Source organism: Mesorhizobium sp. M1423 (genome assembly GCF_040317575.1).
In the GTDB taxonomy this organism is placed as follows: Bacteria; Pseudomonadota; Alphaproteobacteria; order Rhizobiales; family Rhizobiaceae; genus Mesorhizobium.
Window position 1 is genome coordinate 36,154 of sequence record NZ_JAMYKU010000027.1, and the last position, 15,570, is coordinate 51,723.

Here is a 15,570-nt window from a genome sequence, read left to right on the forward strand (position 1 = left end):
CCTGGCCTGCCACGCGCATATTGATGCGACGCTCAACGCCGATCGCGCCGGTAAATGCGGGGACTGGCGCTCAGCTGGCTGTGCGCAGCCGCCGGGATCGAACAAAGGCCTTTAGTCCGTCGGAATCGAGCGCGTAGCCGAAGGCATAACCCTGCAACATGTCGCAGCCCAGGCCTTTGAGTATCCGTGCGTGCTGCATCGTCTCGACACCTTCCGCCACGACCTCGATACCCAAGGACTTGCCGATGTCAATGATTGACGAGACAACCTGCCTTCTTCGCGGCGATTTGACGATTGGGGTGACCAGCTGCCGATCTATCTTTAGCCGGCGAGGCTGCAACTTGAGCAAACTGACTATCGAAGCGTAACCAGTACCAAAATCGTCTATTTCGATGTCAATCCCGAGTTCTTTTATCTGCTCGATATTCCAGGTGACAAGGTCGTCGTTCTCGTCCAGGAAAATTGACTCAACAAGCTCGAATGAAACTGTCCCTTTTTCGATATTTTGTTCTCGCAAGCTCTTGATGAGCTCCTCATCTTGAAGGCGTCGCGCCGAAACATTGACCGATACCCGCGGAATGTGGAGTCCCGCAGCGGACCATTCTTTGAAGTCCAAAAGCGACTGCTTCAATATGGCTTGGTCGATGATCGAGACCACATTCAGTTCTTCCGCAATTCTCAGGAAGACATCGGGCGCCAAAATACCCTTTTCTGGATGTCTCCACCTCGCCAGCGCCTCAACCCCCACGATTTCGAGCGTCTTTGCGTCAAATTGGGGCTGGTAGAAGGGGATGAACTCGTTGCGCTCAAGGCCGCCGAGAATTTCGTCGGCAATCCGCTTTGTATCGACGATTTCGCTTTGCATCGCGTCGGTGAAGAATTCGTATCGATTGCGCCCACGCCTCTTTGCTCGGTAAAGCGCGATATCGGCGTTTACCAGCAGGTGTTTGGCTTCGATATTTTTTCCGTTGTCGACTGCGATTCCCACGCTGACACCAAAACGGCATCGATGGCCCTGGTAGTAGACCGGTTCGCGCATCTGGCTGATGACGCGGTCAGCGAGCAGCGCCAGTTGCTTGGTATCGTCGCGCACCACGCACAGAACGATGAATTCGTCTCCCCCGATGCGGGCGACGAATCCCTCGTCGCCGACCTTCGATCTGAGGACTGTTGACGCGTGAACCAACATTGCGTCACCGGCGGCGTGGCCCAGCGTATCATTGATGTGCTTGAACCGATCCAGATCGATGTGAAGCAGTGCCGCATGCCCGCCCGAGCGCCTGGCGTTTGCCGCGTAATCTTCCAGTACCTGGTCGAGGTAACGCCGGTTGGGCAAGCCGGTCAACGAGTCATGAAGCGCGATGTGCTCTATGCGCGCTTTGGCCGACTCGAGTTCTGCATTTTTCGACTCGGACAGCTGTTTTGCTCGAACCAGATCCTGGTTCAGCAGGACATCGGCTGTAACGTCCCATTCCGCGCCTATCATTTTTGGAGTGTTGTTTGCGACCCGGTAAACGATCGCCTTGGACCGGACATGACGGACCTCGCCATCCGGACGCACAATCCGGTACTCCGACAAATAGGGTCGTCCGCTGGCCACCGCGCTGTCGAAATCTGCGTTGGCGGTAGCCAAATCATCTGGGTGGATTGCACCCGCCCAGTCTATGTAGCCCCGGTGCTCCCCGGTTGATTTGCCATATATTTCATTTACGCGATCATCCCACGTAAGCTCGTTGGTCGCGAGATCGTGTTCCCAAACCCCAATAGCCGAGGCTTCCAGAGCGAGTTCCAGGCGTCGTGACAAGCGACGCAATTCCGCATAATTGCGCTGTCTTTCGCCGATCAGGCGACCTGTGACCAGGAAGGGGAACACAACCAAGGCCCCGGCCGTCGCCATGATCGCGCGCAACAACCATGCGTTACTTGGCGTCAAAGGCCAGCCATTTTTGGGAATGGCCGCGATCTGCCACGAACCGGACGGGAGCAAAACGTCGGCCGTCACCGGATCGCTTTTGCCGATCCGCTCATTGCCGTAGAATTGGTCTCCATTTTGGCCGAGAGCGTCCCTGCCGATCAGCGCTATGTCAATCCCGAGATCGTCGTCAAGCAGCCCGCTCGCCCGATAGAGACGCTGCACGTCGACAACGGCGGAAATGATGCCCCAGAACCTTTCCGTATTGCCCGCGCTCCGCACGAAAACCGGAAAGCGACCGATAAAGCCTTGTCCTCCCTGCTTCAGATCGACGGGACCGGCAAGCACCAGCTTGCGTTCGTCTCGCGCCCTTAGCGCAGCCGCACGCTGCCGCTCGTTCTTGCGGTAATCGAGGCCCATCGCCTGCTCGTTACCCTCCATCGGGTACATCAGGGAAACGACCAGATCGGGCGCGCCGGCAATATTGTTCAATTGCGAGTTCGCGCCAAACAGATTACTCGCCAGCGAAGCGAAGCGTTGCTGTCCCATATAGGGCTCGGTTACGACCGCAGCGACCAGTCCATGCACGAGTTGAAGGTTTCCGTTGATATTGCCTTCGAGCTTGGCGCGGATGAGGTTGACCTTGGTCAGCACGTCCGCACGGACGGCCTGGTCCGAGACGATCTTGTTCTGGTGCTCCGCGAACGCTGCGCTGATAAGGATGACGACAAACGCGATCGCCGCCGGAATATTTGCCGACGAAAAGACGGCCTCCTTAATGCCGCCGAACCTAGCGCGGAAAAAAGCCAATAGGCGATTCCTCAATTGCCATTTCAGGTTCTCGGGTCGACCCGATGAGGAATATTAGCGTTCAATGTTTAATTTGACCTTCACACTCCTGAAAAATTTCGCATTTTCCGATGGCTGACGCCGGCTGTTATGTCGACATCGACACCACCGCCCGCGCGATGTTGAAGGCAGGCTGCATGAAGCGGACCAACATGAAACGAGATCAGCCTTGCTCGGAAGACCGCAGACACGAGCGCCATTGCACACCTCGATGCTCCGACCCGAGTACGTCAAGAGCGTTGACCTTGGGCTAGTGGCCCTCGATCGACTTGTGAGACACAAGATATGGTATCTTGCCGACGCTCCGCTTCGTCGCGCCAATGGAATAGGCCATCGGTATCTTGGGAGAGTTCTCTGGCAGGCCGTACATATCCTTGCCGGCCCGCACTGCAAATGAAAAGTGCTGCCACGAAACCGTGTCATGCTCATTGAGAAAATCGAGCGTCAGACCAGCTGAAATCAGCGCGTTCACCACGTCACTGATCGGGTGGATCCACTCATAATAGCGAGGATGCTTCAAGATGCGGTCATCGCCGGTGTAGGTCAGTTCCTCGTTCCAGGCGAGCGGCCGAGCTATCGGCGTTCGCCAATCGTGCTTCAATTCCAGGGCTGCGGCCTTTCGATCGCACTGAAACATCAATGGATGGCCCTCGGCCATGTAGAGGCGGCCGCCGGGTCGCAGAAGATCGGCAACCACCCGCGCCCAACGGAACACGTCGTCCAGCCAGTTTACCGAGCCCCATGTAACGTAAGCGATGTCAAAGGTCCGGCCGAGCGCTTCCACCGCCTCGAACAGTGGCGCTTCCACGAAGCGCACGTCGGTGCCTGCCTTCGCAGCAAAATCCCGCGCCGCCACGATCGCCGTCGGTGAAAAGTCGAGCCCGGTCACGCTGCCTGCGCCGAGATTCTTCAGGCTGATCGTGTCAAGACCGATGTGACACTGCAGGTGGACGATATCCTTGCCGCCGATATCGCCGAGCTCGCGCGTTTCCAGCTCATAGAGATTGGATCCGCCGGCCAGCACATTCTCGATGTGGTAGCTGCCCGTTGTGTCGGTCGAGTGCAGTTCGGCCCGATCATCCCAATTAAGGCGGTTCGCGCCCAGAAACCGTTCCAAATTCCCCCCACCCCTGACTGACGCATGGTAAACAAGTCGTTAAAGCACCTTTGCAGCGAAAGTAGCGCGCGTCAATCCGGACCGGGCGCCTCTCAAACAAGCTTCGGCGGCAATCAAGACCAGCAAGAGCGTCTCGTCTCAAGAACTGCGATCCACGACCAATGTTTTCACCAGATCGAGAAAAGAATGAGCCTGTCCGCGCCGCTGGCACGTCGCCGCTGACCATGTCCACTGCGGCTTTGGATCGCTCGATCACCATCAAGTGATCCAGGTGTGCCGGTGCCGAATGGAACATAAAGCCCGGAATTCAGTTAGATAGCCGGATTTGGCTGGTGTACCGCCAGATGCGGAACTCCGGCCGGGCAAGGGCACTGCCGTAACACGGAGTGAGCGGCTTCGGGCGCATCTCGCCGGACTCAGGCACCACCTTGCCGAACTCGGGAGCCATAAACGCTCCCTATGGAGGATGCCATGAACCAGTGGACAAACGCCAGGCTCTGTGACGTAGCCAACCTGATCCTTGGGGCAATTCTGTTCTTCTCTCCCTGGATCTTCGCCTTTGCGGCAGGCCCGCAGACGCAGAACGCCCTCGGCAGCGGAATCTTGATTGTCGTGCTTTCGATTGCCGCTCTCGCGGCATTTGCCGTCTGGGAAGAGTGGGTGAACCTAGTCGTCGGACTGTGGGTTCTCGTATCGCCCTGGGTGCTTGGATTCCAGGCGACCACGGCGATGACCGTGCATGTCGTGATCGGCATTCTGGTCGCCGTCCTGGCCGCGATCGAGCTCTGGATGATGTACCAGAACCCGCCGACCCAGTCCGCCGCCTAACAGGCGCAGCCAGCCAGCGCCCTTTTTTGGGCCTGACGGATCGATGGGTCGTCTGCCGGCCTCTCGGCAACAGCCGCCGGAGGCCGGATGGGCGTTGTTGGACGAGAACTGAGAAGGATTGCGCATTATGGTCGGTGACAATCCGCGTTCGACGGCCAGGATTGCGGGACATCCCATTCATCCGATGCTGGTGCCGTTTCCGATCGCCTGCTTCGTCGGCACGCTGCTGACGGATCTGGCCTATTGGCGAACAGCGGAGATGATGTGGGCGGACTTCTCCGCTTGGCTGGTTACCGTCGGCGTGATCATGGGCTGCCTTGCAGCGATCGTGGGGTTGATCGATTTTCTGGCTAATCCGCTGATAAGGGCACAGCCCCCTGCCTGGCCGCACGTGCTCGGTAATCTGCTGGCGCTGGTGTTGTCCGTGATCAACATGCTCGTGCACACCCGCGATGCATGGACCTCCATCGTTCCCACCGGCTTGATCCTCTCGGCGGTTGTCGTGCTCATCCTCATCTTCACTGGTTGGCTGGGCTGGTCCATGGTGTACCGGCATCACGTCGGAGTGGCGGATTGATGCGCGTAGCAAGCTCCATCAGACAGGCCGGGCGCATCGCGGCGTCCATCCTTACTTGCACTGCGGTGATCACCCTCGCAGCGTGCAGCGGCAACGACCCGGATCCCGGCAGTCAGATAGGGCCGAATCCAAACCTGCCCGAGCCGATCCAATATTTCTTCCCGCCCATGCATCTCGCTTCCGTGGTCGGGTGGAAGAACGACGAAAGGCCGACCGCTGCGCAGGGGCTCCAGATCCAGGCTTTTGCCAACGGCTTGCAGCATCCGCGCTCGCTTTATGTGCTGCCCAATGGCGACGTCCTGGTGATCGAGTCCAAGGCGCCGGGCGGCGAACCGATCAAACGGCCCAAGGATTTGGTGATGGGCTGGATCGAATCGTGGGTCACCTCGGGCGGCGACAGCGGCCCAAGCAACCGCATCACCTTGCTGCGCGACGCCGACGGAGATGGCAAGCCGGAGCTGACCAGCGTCTTCCTCGACCACCTGAGCTCGCCCTTCGGCGTGGCGCTGGTGGGAAGCGATCTCTACGTCGCCAACACCGATTCCATCGTCCGCTATCCCTACAACACCGGTGAAACCAAGATCACCGCGCCCGGAACGCCGCTCACCGCCCTGCCCGGCGGCCCGATCGACCATCACTGGACGAAGAGCCTGGTGGCAAGCCCGGACGGCTCGCTGCTCTATGTCGGCGTCGGCTCGAACAGCAACGTGGCCGAGAACGGCATCGAGGCGGAGAAGGACCGCGCCGCCATCTGGCAGGTGGACAGGGCTACCGGCAGGTCGCGCATTTTCGCCAGCGGTTTGCGCAATCCGAACGGCCTGAGCTGGGAGCCGCAGACCGGGGCGCTCTGGGCCGTGATCAATGAGCGCGACGAGCTCGGCCCCAATCTCGTGCCGGATTATCTGACGTCGGTAAAGGACGGCGGCTTCTACGGGTGGCCATACAGCTATTATGGCCAGCATCTCGATCCGCGCGTCATGCCCCAGCGTCCGGACCTGGTCGCGAATGCGATCGTTCCGGATTATGCGCTGAGTTCCCACGTCGCCCCTCTGGGACTGGCCTTCTATACGGCAACCAGCCTCCCCCAGGCGTATCGCGGCGGCGCCTTCGTTGGCGAGCACGGGAGCTGGAACCGCACGCGCTTCAATGGCTACAAGGTGGTGTTCGTACCATTCAGCGGCGGCCATCCGAGTGGCGCCGCACAGGACGTGGTGACTGACTTCCTGGACAAGGACAACAAGGCGCGCGGCCGGCCTGTCGGCCTGGCCGTCGACAAAACCGGGGCCCTGCTCATCGCCGACGACGTCGGCAACACAGTTTGGCGGGTGACATCTGCCGGCCAATAAAGGGGCTCCACTCCCTTCGTCGAGCTGTCGGTCGAGCAGGGGATCGAACCCTGCGCGCGACGATCCCCGACGATCGCCGTTCCGGTGATTCTGCCGGGCACATTCGGCATGCTCGCCATTGCCGTTTACTCGACGCTGACGATGTTTGCCGCGCGCTACCGCTGATCACCGCCGAACCGAAGGACCGCCAGCACCGAGAAATGGTATTTTTGCCCTTCCCACCGCCGGCTCTAGAATTTTCATCGCAAATCAAGTTATGATGCACTTGGTATTTCCCGGGACGGCTTTGCGCCGCTTGGAATACCGGGAGGAACCGGGACATGGCCGTTGCGCTTGTACTCGTTCTGATCGTCGTGGGCTCGGTGTTGTTCCACTTCCTGAGCCCATGGTGGTGGACGCCGATTGCCTCGAACTGGGACTATATCGACAACACCATCATCATAACTTTCTGGATCACCGGCGTCGTCTTCGCCGCCGTGGTTCTTTTCATGGCCTATTGCGTCTTCCGCTTCCGTCATCGGGAAGGCAATCAGGCGGCATATGAACCTGAGAACAGGCGGCTCGAATCCTGGCTGACGGTCGTCACTGCCGTCGGTGTCACGGCTTTGCTGGTTCCCGGCCTGTTCGTCTGGAGCCGCTTCGTCAACGTCCCAAGCGACGCAACCGAGGTCGAAGTCGTCGGCCAGCAATGGCAATGGAGTTTCCGCCTGCCCGGCAAGGACGGCAAGCTCGGCACATCCGACACTCGCGACGTCAACGCTGAAAATCCGCTCGGCGTCATCGCCGCTGATGCCAACGGCCAGGACGACGTCGTGGTCGAAGCGGCCGACCTGCATCTGCCGGTTGGCAAACCGGTCAAGATGCTGCTCCGCTCGATCGATGTGCTGCACGATTTCTACGTGCCGGAATTCCGCGCCAAGATGGACATGATCCCGGGCTCAGTCACCTATTTCTGGTTCACTCCGACCAAGACCGGAACCTTCCAGGTCCTGTGTGCCGAACTCTGCGGCCAAGGGCATCCGATGATGCATGGCGTGGTCATGGTCGATACGCAGGAAGATTATCTGGCGTGGCTTGGCCAGCAGCAGACTTTTGCGCAGCTGTCCGCGCCCCAACAGATGGGCTCGGCAGAGTAGACGCCGGAACGACGGCGCGCCGTCGGCATTGAAAAGATTGCGGCAGGCCCGAACTGTCGGGCATGGCCGAAAAGGGCACGGAGGTGTTCCTATGGTCGATATCACACCTGCAGATGCGGTACCGCCGGCCGAAGTCGCGGAAATGGAACTTTACCATCCGCACAGCTGGTGGACGAAATACGTTTTCTCGCAGGATGCCAAGGTCATCGCCATCCAGTATTCGGCGACGGCGACGGCGATCGGCATGGTGGCGCTGGTGTTGTCCTGGCTGATGCGGCTGCAGCTCGGCTTCCCCGGCACGTTCGACTTCATCACACCGGAAGCCTACTACCAGTTCATCACCATGCATGGCATGATCATGGTGATCTACCTGCTCACCGCACTCTTCCTGGGCGGCTTCGGCAACTATCTGATCCCGCTGATGGTTGGCGCTCGCGACATGGTCTTTCCCTATGTCAACATGCTGAGCTACTGGATCTATCTCCTGGCCGTGCTGGTCCTCGTGTCGAGCTTCTTTGCCCCCGGCGGACCGACAGGTGCCGGCTGGACGCTCTATCCGCCGCAGGCGATCATGACCGGTACGCCAGGCGGCCAGAACTGGGGCATCATCCTGATGCTCGTCTCGCTGATCCTGTTCATCATCGGCTTCACCATGGGCGGCTTGAACTATGTCGTGACGGTGCTACAGGGCCGCACGCGCGGCATGACACTGATGCGCCTTCCGCTCACCGTCTGGGGTATTTTCACCGCCACCGTCATGGCGCTGCTCGCCTTCCCGGCACTGTTCGTCGCCTGCGTGATGATGCTGCTCGACCGGGCGCTCGGCACCAGCTTCTTCATGCCGGCGATCGTCGAGATGGGCGAACAATTGCAGCATGGCGGCGGCAGCCCGATCCTGTTCCAGCATCTGTTCTGGTTCTTCGGCCACCCCGAGGTCTACATCGTGGCGCTTCCGGCCTTCGGCATCGTCTCCGACCTGATCAGCACCCATGCGCGCAAGAACATCTTCGGCTACCGCATGATGGTCTGGGCCATCGTCGGCATTGGCGCACTGAGCTTCGTGGTCTGGGCGCACCACATGTATGTCAGCGGCATGCATCCCTATTTCGGCTTTTTCTTCGCCACCACGACATTGATCATCGCGGTTCCAACAGCCATCAAGGTCTACAACTGGGTGCTGACGCTGTGGCGTGGCGACATCCACCTCACCATACCGATGCTTTTTGCCCTGGCCTTCATCGTCACCTTCGTCAATGGCGGGTTGACTGGGCTATTCCTCGGCAATGTCGTCGTCGACGTTCCGCTGTCGGACACGATGTTCGTCGTCGCCCATTTCCATATGGTCATGGGGGTCGCCCCGATCATCGTAATCTTCGGCGCGATCTATCACTGGTATCCGAAGGTCACCGGTCGGATGCTGAACGAGACGCTGGGCCGGTTCCATTTCTGGGTCACCTTCCTTGGCGCCTATCTGATCTTCTTTCCCATGCACTATCTCGGCTTGATGGGCGTGCCGCGGCGCTACAACGAATTGACCGATATGACGGTGATGACGGAATCGGCCCACCACCTCAACTCGTTTATCAGCATCATGGCTTTTATCGTCGGTTTTGCCCAGATCGTGTTTCTGTTCAATCTCATCTGGAGCATCCGCCATGGCCGTGAGGCTGGTGGCAATCCGTGGCGGGCAACGACGCTCGAGTGGCAGACGGCCGAAACACCGCCGGGCCATGGCAATTTCGGCAAGGATCTGCCGATCGTCTATCGCTGGGCCTATGACTACAGCGTACCGGGCGCCAAGGAGGACTTCATACCGCAAAACGTTCCGGGCTCCTTCGGACCTTCCAGGGAGCCGGCATGAGCGTCATTCTGGTTTTCCTGCTCGTGATCGCCGGCATTGCTGGGTGGTGGCTCTCGCATCAGCGGCTAATGACGAGGCCGTGGCTCGAGCAAGGTTTGGTCGGGGATTTTGTCGCCCTGGACCGATCGGCGCTGCCGACCGCAAAGATCGGTCTCGGCGTCTTCCTTGCCGTCGTCGGCTGCCTGTTCGCGCTGTTCACCAGTGCTTACTTCATGCGCATGGCGCTGTCGGATTGGCAGCCGCTGCCCATCCCGCCTCTGCTCTGGCTTAATACCGGCGTACTGGTCTTGAGCAGCATTGCCATGCAGTGCGCTTCGCTCGCGGCGCGCAAGGGTCAAGTGGACATGGTCAGGCTCGGCCTCGCCACCGCTGGACTCACGGCGCTCGCCTTCCTGGTTGGACAGCTTATGGCATGGCGGGAACTGAGCGCGGATGGCTATTTTCTGGCGTCCAATCCGGCCAACAGCTTCTTCTACCTGCTAACGGGAATGCATGGGCTGCATATACTGGGAGGGCTGGTCGGCCTGGGCAGAACGACCGTCGGTGCCTGGAACGGTGCGCGGCCGCAGCGGCTTCGCCTGAGCGTCGAGCTGTGCGCCATGTACTGGCATTTCCTGCTTTTCGTCTGGCTCGCCATCTTCGCTCTTCTGGCCGGCTGGGCTTCGACTTTAATCGACATTTGCCGAGGGTTGCTGACCTAGGAGGAACGGGCGGATGGCTGAGACGACACTGACCCACATCGGCCGAACGGGGCCGCGGCCCGCAGGCTGGCAAGGCATCGCCGCCGACTGGTCCTCGGATCAGCGGGCGTTCAAAAACGTGTCTTGGGGCAAGGCCATGATGTGGATCTTCCTGCTCAGCGACACGTTCATCTTCGGCTGCTTCCTGCTCTCCTACATGACCGACCGTATCTCCACACGCGTGCCGTGGCCCAATCCGAGCGAGGTCTTTGCCCTGCGCATCGGCGGCTCCGACATTCCATTGATCCTTATCGCCATCATGACCTTCGTCCTGATCTCGAGCAGCGGAACGATGGCCATGGCGGTGAATTTCGGCTACCGCCGCGACCGCCGCAAGACGGCAGTCCTGATGCTTTTGACCGCGGCACTCGGCGCGACCTTCGTCGGCATGCAAGCCTTCGAATGGACCAAGCTGATCACCGAGGGCGTGCGGCCTTGGGGCAATCCGTGGGGCGCTGCACAGTTCGGCGCATCCTTTTTCATGATCACCGGCTTCCACGGCACACATGTGTCGATCGGGGTGATTTTCCTGATCATCGTGGCGCGAAAGGTCTGGCGCGGGGACTACGACGTCGGACGGCCCGGCTTCTTCACCAGCCGGAGGGGCCGCTACGAAAACGTCGAAATCATGGGGCTCTACTGGCATTTCGTCGACCTGGTCTGGGTGTTCATTTTCGCATTTTTCTATCTTTGGTGAGAGGCAGGACATGGCTGAAGCAACCGCAAATGGCCTTGGACAACACACGCTCGACAGCGCCCGTACGCATGATGCGACGGCGACCAGCGTTACCCCTACGGAGGTTCATCAGGAGCACCCGATCAAGCTCTACCTGGTGGTCTGGGCGTGGCTGTTCATCCTCAGCACCTGCTCCTATCTGGTCGACTATTTCGGGCTCCACGGCTATCTCAGATGGTCGCTGATCCTGATCTTCATGATCCTCAAGGCAGGGCTGATCGTCGCCATCTTCATGCACATGGCCTGGGAACGGCTGGCGCTGACATATGCAATCATCCTGCCGCCGGTGCTGGTGCTGGTATTCGTGACGCTGATGGTCTTCGAAGCGGACTACACCCTTCTCACCCGAATGGCGTTTTTCGGGGCCGGGCCCTGACATGCAATCCGGATCCAGGCCGTCCTGTTCTGGAGCCTTCGCCTTGAAACAATCTACGGCTGGACCATTTCTGTTGGTATCGGAAACGACAGGCGATGCCGGCGTTTCCACATGCGTCGCGAACACCAGCAAGGGGCGCCCAAGATGACCATCGCAAACAGACTGAAGGACTTCATCGATAAGAAAGGCATTTCCTACGACACCGTCGAGCATCACCGCACGGCGACAAGCAGACAATCCGCCATTGCGGCACATGTGCCTGGCAGCATAATGGCCAAATCGGTGGTCGTTCACCACGACCGTGGCTACGCGCTGGCCGTGGTTCCAAGCACGCACAGGATAGAACTCGCGACATTGCAGGATGTTATGGACAAGCCTCTTGGACTTGCCTCCGAAGACGAGGTGGTCTCGTTGTTCGGCGATTGCGATGTCGGCGCTGTGCCGCCGATCGGCGCTGCCTATGATGTGCCGGTGGTCCTCGATGAAAGCCTCGGCGACGCTCCCGAAATCTATTTCGAGGGCGGTGACCATAGGACGCTGGTGCATGTGAGCGGCAAGGATTTCCGCGACCTGACAAAAGACGCGCGCCAGGCCCGTTTCAGCCACCCGGCCTATTGAAAGCTCTGCCCCACCCTCCCCGCACCGGCGCTCGGTGCGGAGGACAGGTTTTTCAGCTCACGGTCTGGTAGCCGGCGGCGATTCGACAACTTTCCGATAGACATGCCAGGTGGCATGACCAAGGATCGGCAGCACGACCGCCAACCCGGCGAACACTGGCAGCGAGCCGATGATCAAGGCGACGGCGACAATAAGGCCCCACACTGCCATCACGATCGGGTTGGCCAGGACAACGCGCACCGAGGTGTGGATGGCTTCGTAGGCGCCGACATCGCGGTCGAGCAACAACGGGAATGCGACGACCGTGGTGCACAACACAACCGCGGCGAACACAAAGCCGATGGCGTGACCCAGGATGATGAGTGTCCAGCCGCGTCCCGTGGCGAATATATCACTGATGAAGCTGGACAGCGATTGCGGCGGCGCCGGGCCGAACACGGTCTGGTAAAATATCTGGGCCGTCAAAAGCCAGGCGATGAATATCGCAAGCAGCATGATGCCGACCGCCGCAATAGCCGGCAGCGCCGGAGAACTTCTGACCTCAAAGGCGTGCCTCCACGAGGCATCGAGCCCGGCTTCCCGTCGCCGGCTGATCTCATAGAGGCCGATCGCCGCGAACGGACCAATTAGCGCAAAGCCGGACACAAGCGGAAACAACAATGGCAGCGTGTTGTTGCCTGATGTCCAGACGGCAAGCACGACCCCCGCAAGCGGGTAGATCAGGCAGAGAAAAACGATGTGCGACGGCTTGACCATGAAATCATCGACGCCACGCCTGAGCGCATCAAAAAGATCGGAGACACCGATTTTTCGAATTCTGGTGTGTTCCAGCGTCTCGTTGGCGCCTGCTATCACGTGAAAACTTGCCATGACCATTCCTCCAGACCGGGTCCGGTAAGGTCGCGTTTTACGGTGCTGCCGTTCTGCGTGATTGGCCACGCAAACCGCGACCTGCACCATGATCAATATACTCTCATGCGGGGGACTTGTCGCGCTTTGTACGAAGGCCCCCGGGGGTAAGAGGTCCCGGGTAGCCCGACTAGCTCTGGACACCTTTCTTCGATATGCTCTTCTAGACGAAGGTGAAGGTCATGGATGGAAGGACAGTTCTCATACTCGGCCTTGGCATCGTTATTCTGCTGTTGCTGGGATTTTGTGCTCTGCCAACGTGATGTTTTTAGCCGGGCTCAATAGCCGGCTGACGCGACCACTCGCATTACAATGGTGTCGGCAAGCAGCGCCGCGAAGATCGCGAAAAGATAGACAATCGAATACGCAAACAACGCCTTTGCCGGCTTCATCTCCTTGTCGGCGACGAGGACCTTCCAGGCGTGCCAAATGAACCCTGCGCCCAACGCTGCTGAAGCAGTGCCGTAGTATCCGCTGGCGAAGCCGAAGGCCCAAGGAAGCACGCCGATTGGCGCCAAGACCAGCGAATAGGCGAAGATTTGTTTTCTGGTCGAGTGCTGGCCGGCCACATTCGGCATCATCGGGATGCCCGCCGCGGCATAGTCGCCGACCTTGAAAAGGGCCAGCGCCCAGAAATGAGGCGGCGTCCAGAGGAAAATGATCAGAAACAGAATGACACTTTCGATGCCGATTGCGCCGGTTGCAGCCGCCCACCCGATCACCGGAGGAAGGGCGCCTGCCGCGCCGCCTATCACGATATTCTGTGGCGTCGAGCGTTTCAGCCACATCGTATAGATAACGACATAGAAAAAGATGGTGAACGCCAATAGCGATGCGGCAAGCCATCCCACCAGCACGCCGAGCGTCATGACCGACAGTGCGGAAAGCACCAGACCGAAGCCGAGGGCTTCGCCGGGCGTGACACGACCTGACGGGATTGGTCGCTTGGACGTGCGAGACATCAAGGCGTCTATGTCTGCGTCGTACCACATATTGAGCGCGCCGGCCGCTCCTGCTCCAACCGCAATAGCGCCGATGGCGATTACGGCGATAACTGGATTCATCACGCCGGGCGCCATCATCAGGCCGACGAAGGCGGTAAAAACGGCGAGCGCCATGACCCGTGGTTTCAAAAGCGCAAAGAAATCACCCGCCGTCGCCTCCGAGAGGCGGATGCCGGTATCCTTGAGACGGCTTTCTTCAGTCGACATTCAGACGATCACCGATGGGAACGGCAACCTAGCCGGCCAATGTCTTTTTTGCAACGAGCCGCCCTCCCCGCCGACACTGCCGGTGGATTGCGGTCGAGGCCATGCCTCGACCTGTTTGCGATACCAAGATCCGGCGGAAGTTCCGGGTTATTTGGAGAATTGCTTCAGATAGGCAATGACATTGGCGATGTCCTCGTCCTTTTTGAGGCCGGGAAACGCCATCTTCGTTCCTTTGACCATCGCCTTGGGATCGCGAAGGTAGCTCGTCAGTGTGGCTTCGTCCCATTTAACGCCGGATTTTCCGGCCTCGGTCATGGCCTTGGAATAGCTGAACCCTGGATGCGTGCCGGCCGTTCGGCCGATGACGCCGTTCAAGGACGGACCGATCTTGTTCTGGTCCTTGTCCGCGACGTGGCAGACCTTGCATTTGGCAAAGACCTTCTCACCCGCCGCGGCATCCTGGGCCCACGAGGGGCCGGCAATGACGGTCGCAACGGACATGACGATAAAAAACACAATGGCACGCATGGCATTTCCTCCCTGATCGCCAATTTGCCCTGGCTGACCTGCACAGGCCGACATCTAGTCCGCTGGCATGCGCTCTTGAATGGCAGAACGGACATCCACTGCCTGGAGTTGCGGCACCTACATACCACGGAACCCGGCCGGCAGGTAGAGTTCGACCATGCAAAGGTTTGATGCGGACAATCCGCTCAAGGCAATTTGGTGTTGCAGGTGGCGGCGATCCGGCCGATCGCCTCTTCAAGGCCGGTAAGGTCGAAGTCGGCTTCGCCGCGCCCCGACAGCAGCCCGAACCGCCAGGACAGCAGCAGCCGGTTCGCGGAAACCAGTCGCCTGATGCCGTCGGCGCCATCGCGGACCAGCATCCTGCCGCGCGGGCCGACCGACCAGCTTTCGTTGAGCTTGCCGGATTGGTCGACAGTCACGGACATGGCGATGGTTCGGCTGGCGGAAACGGTATCGCTCAGCTGCAGCCATTCGCTCCAACGCGGTTCGCCGGCGGTCCGGCAGGCAATCGTCAATACCGGGCTGTAGCTCAATGCGCCGCCACCGGTGATGAGCTTGTTGGTAGCGTAAAGCGAGGCGGTGACAAGGCCATCGCTGCTCTTGTCGAACCGCCAGTTGTCGAGAACCGTATCAGCCTGGGCGATGCCGCAGACCGACGCAAGCAGGAACGCCGCCGCGGCCACGCTTCCGATACCGAAGAACTGTCTCAACGATGCCTCCAACAACCGCTGCGATCCGCAACCCAGCGCAGATAATCATCAAAGCTTCGTATCGCCACCTCGACCGCCAGATGCGTGAAATCCGTTGCGCCTGCGCCACAACGAAA

At 59.7% G+C, this 15,570-nt stretch carries 15 protein-coding genes; 9 read left to right on the forward strand and 6 right to left on the reverse strand.

Translation table 11 applies throughout. The features are described 5' to 3' along the window. Positions 1–70: 70 nt before the first annotated feature. Both NKG95_RS27090 and NKG95_RS27095 read right to left on the reverse strand, forming a co-directional pair. A complete protein-coding gene (locus NKG95_RS27090) occupies positions 71–2,650 on the reverse strand; it encodes a bifunctional diguanylate cyclase/phosphodiesterase (protein ID WP_353043031.1) in 2,580 nt (859 codons plus the stop codon). A gap of 361 nt (positions 2,651–3,011) precedes the next feature. Continuing rightward, a complete protein-coding gene (locus NKG95_RS27095) occupies positions 3,012–3,878 on the reverse strand; it encodes a class I SAM-dependent methyltransferase (RefSeq protein ID WP_353043018.1) in 867 nt (288 codons plus the stop codon). A gap of 471 nt (positions 3,879–4,349) precedes the next feature. Here NKG95_RS27095 and NKG95_RS27100 point away from each other — a divergent pair, with 471 nt between their 5' ends. From NKG95_RS27100 to NKG95_RS27140, 9 genes are all read left to right on the forward strand, one after another. Continuing rightward, positions 4,350–4,706, forward strand: a complete 357-nt coding sequence (locus tag NKG95_RS27100; RefSeq protein WP_051409696.1) for an SPW repeat protein — start codon at positions 4,350–4,352, stop codon at positions 4,704–4,706. A 127-nt stretch (positions 4,707–4,833) separates the two neighbouring features. Continuing rightward, positions 4,834–5,283: a DUF2231 domain-containing protein gene (locus NKG95_RS27105; protein ID WP_023720160.1), complete on the forward strand. Its 450-nt coding sequence runs from the start codon at positions 4,834–4,836 to the stop codon at positions 5,281–5,283. After that, a complete protein-coding gene (locus tag NKG95_RS27110) occupies positions 5,283–6,629 on the forward strand; it encodes a PQQ-dependent sugar dehydrogenase (RefSeq protein WP_353043019.1) in 1,347 nt (448 codons plus the stop codon). The genes NKG95_RS27105 and NKG95_RS27110 overlap by 1 nt, the downstream gene beginning before the upstream one ends. A gap of 320 nt (positions 6,630–6,949) precedes the next feature. Continuing rightward, positions 6,950–7,765 (forward strand): cytochrome c oxidase subunit II, encoded by an 816-nt coding sequence (gene coxB, locus NKG95_RS27115; RefSeq protein WP_023720162.1) that lies wholly within the window; start codon positions 6,950–6,952, stop codon positions 7,763–7,765. Between the two features lie 91 nt (positions 7,766–7,856). Then, positions 7,857–9,626, forward strand: coding sequence for a cytochrome c oxidase subunit I (gene ctaD, locus NKG95_RS27120; protein WP_353043020.1), 1,770 nt, complete (start codon positions 7,857–7,859; stop codon positions 9,624–9,626). Further along, positions 9,623–10,327: a cytochrome c oxidase subunit 3 gene (locus tag NKG95_RS27125; protein ID WP_352482148.1), complete on the forward strand. Its 705-nt coding sequence runs from the start codon at positions 9,623–9,625 to the stop codon at positions 10,325–10,327. The genes ctaD and NKG95_RS27125 overlap by 4 nt, the downstream gene beginning before the upstream one ends. A 13-nt stretch (positions 10,328–10,340) precedes the next feature. Next, positions 10,341–11,063, forward strand: a complete 723-nt coding sequence (locus NKG95_RS27130; protein ID WP_352482147.1) for a heme-copper oxidase subunit III family protein — start codon at positions 10,341–10,343, stop codon at positions 11,061–11,063. A 10-nt stretch (positions 11,064–11,073) separates the two neighbouring features. Next, positions 11,074–11,478 carry a cytochrome C oxidase subunit IV family protein gene (locus NKG95_RS27135; protein WP_023720165.1) on the forward strand — a complete coding sequence of 135 codons (405 nt, stop codon included), beginning with the start codon at positions 11,074–11,076 and terminating at the stop codon, positions 11,476–11,478. 144 nt (positions 11,479–11,622) lie between these two features. Next, positions 11,623–12,096, forward strand: coding sequence for an aminoacyl-tRNA deacylase (locus tag NKG95_RS27140; RefSeq protein WP_023720166.1), 474 nt, complete (start codon positions 11,623–11,625; stop codon positions 12,094–12,096). Positions 12,097–12,153: 57 nt separating this feature from the next. Here NKG95_RS27140 and NKG95_RS27145 read toward each other — a convergent pair whose 3' ends face one another. From NKG95_RS27145 to NKG95_RS27160, 4 genes are all read right to left on the reverse strand, one after another. After that, the gene (locus tag NKG95_RS27145) at positions 12,154–12,966 is read right to left on the reverse strand and encodes a DUF2189 domain-containing protein (RefSeq protein WP_352482145.1); all 813 of its coding nucleotides are present in this window, start codon (positions 12,964–12,966) and stop codon (positions 12,154–12,156) included. A gap of 317 nt (positions 12,967–13,283) precedes the next feature. Next, positions 13,284–14,216 carry a heme o synthase gene (locus NKG95_RS27150; protein WP_352844232.1) on the reverse strand — a complete coding sequence of 311 codons (933 nt, stop codon included), beginning with the start codon at positions 14,214–14,216 and terminating at the stop codon, positions 13,284–13,286. Positions 14,217–14,363: 147 nt separating this feature from the next. Next, entirely contained in the window at positions 14,364–14,717 is a 354-nt protein-coding gene (locus tag NKG95_RS27155) for a c-type cytochrome (protein WP_502895904.1), read from the reverse strand. Positions 14,718–14,929: 212 nt separating this feature from the next. After that, the gene (locus NKG95_RS27160) at positions 14,930–15,454 is read right to left on the reverse strand and encodes a hypothetical protein (RefSeq protein WP_353005385.1); all 525 of its coding nucleotides are present in this window, start codon (positions 15,452–15,454) and stop codon (positions 14,930–14,932) included. Positions 15,455–15,570 lie beyond the last annotated feature (116 nt).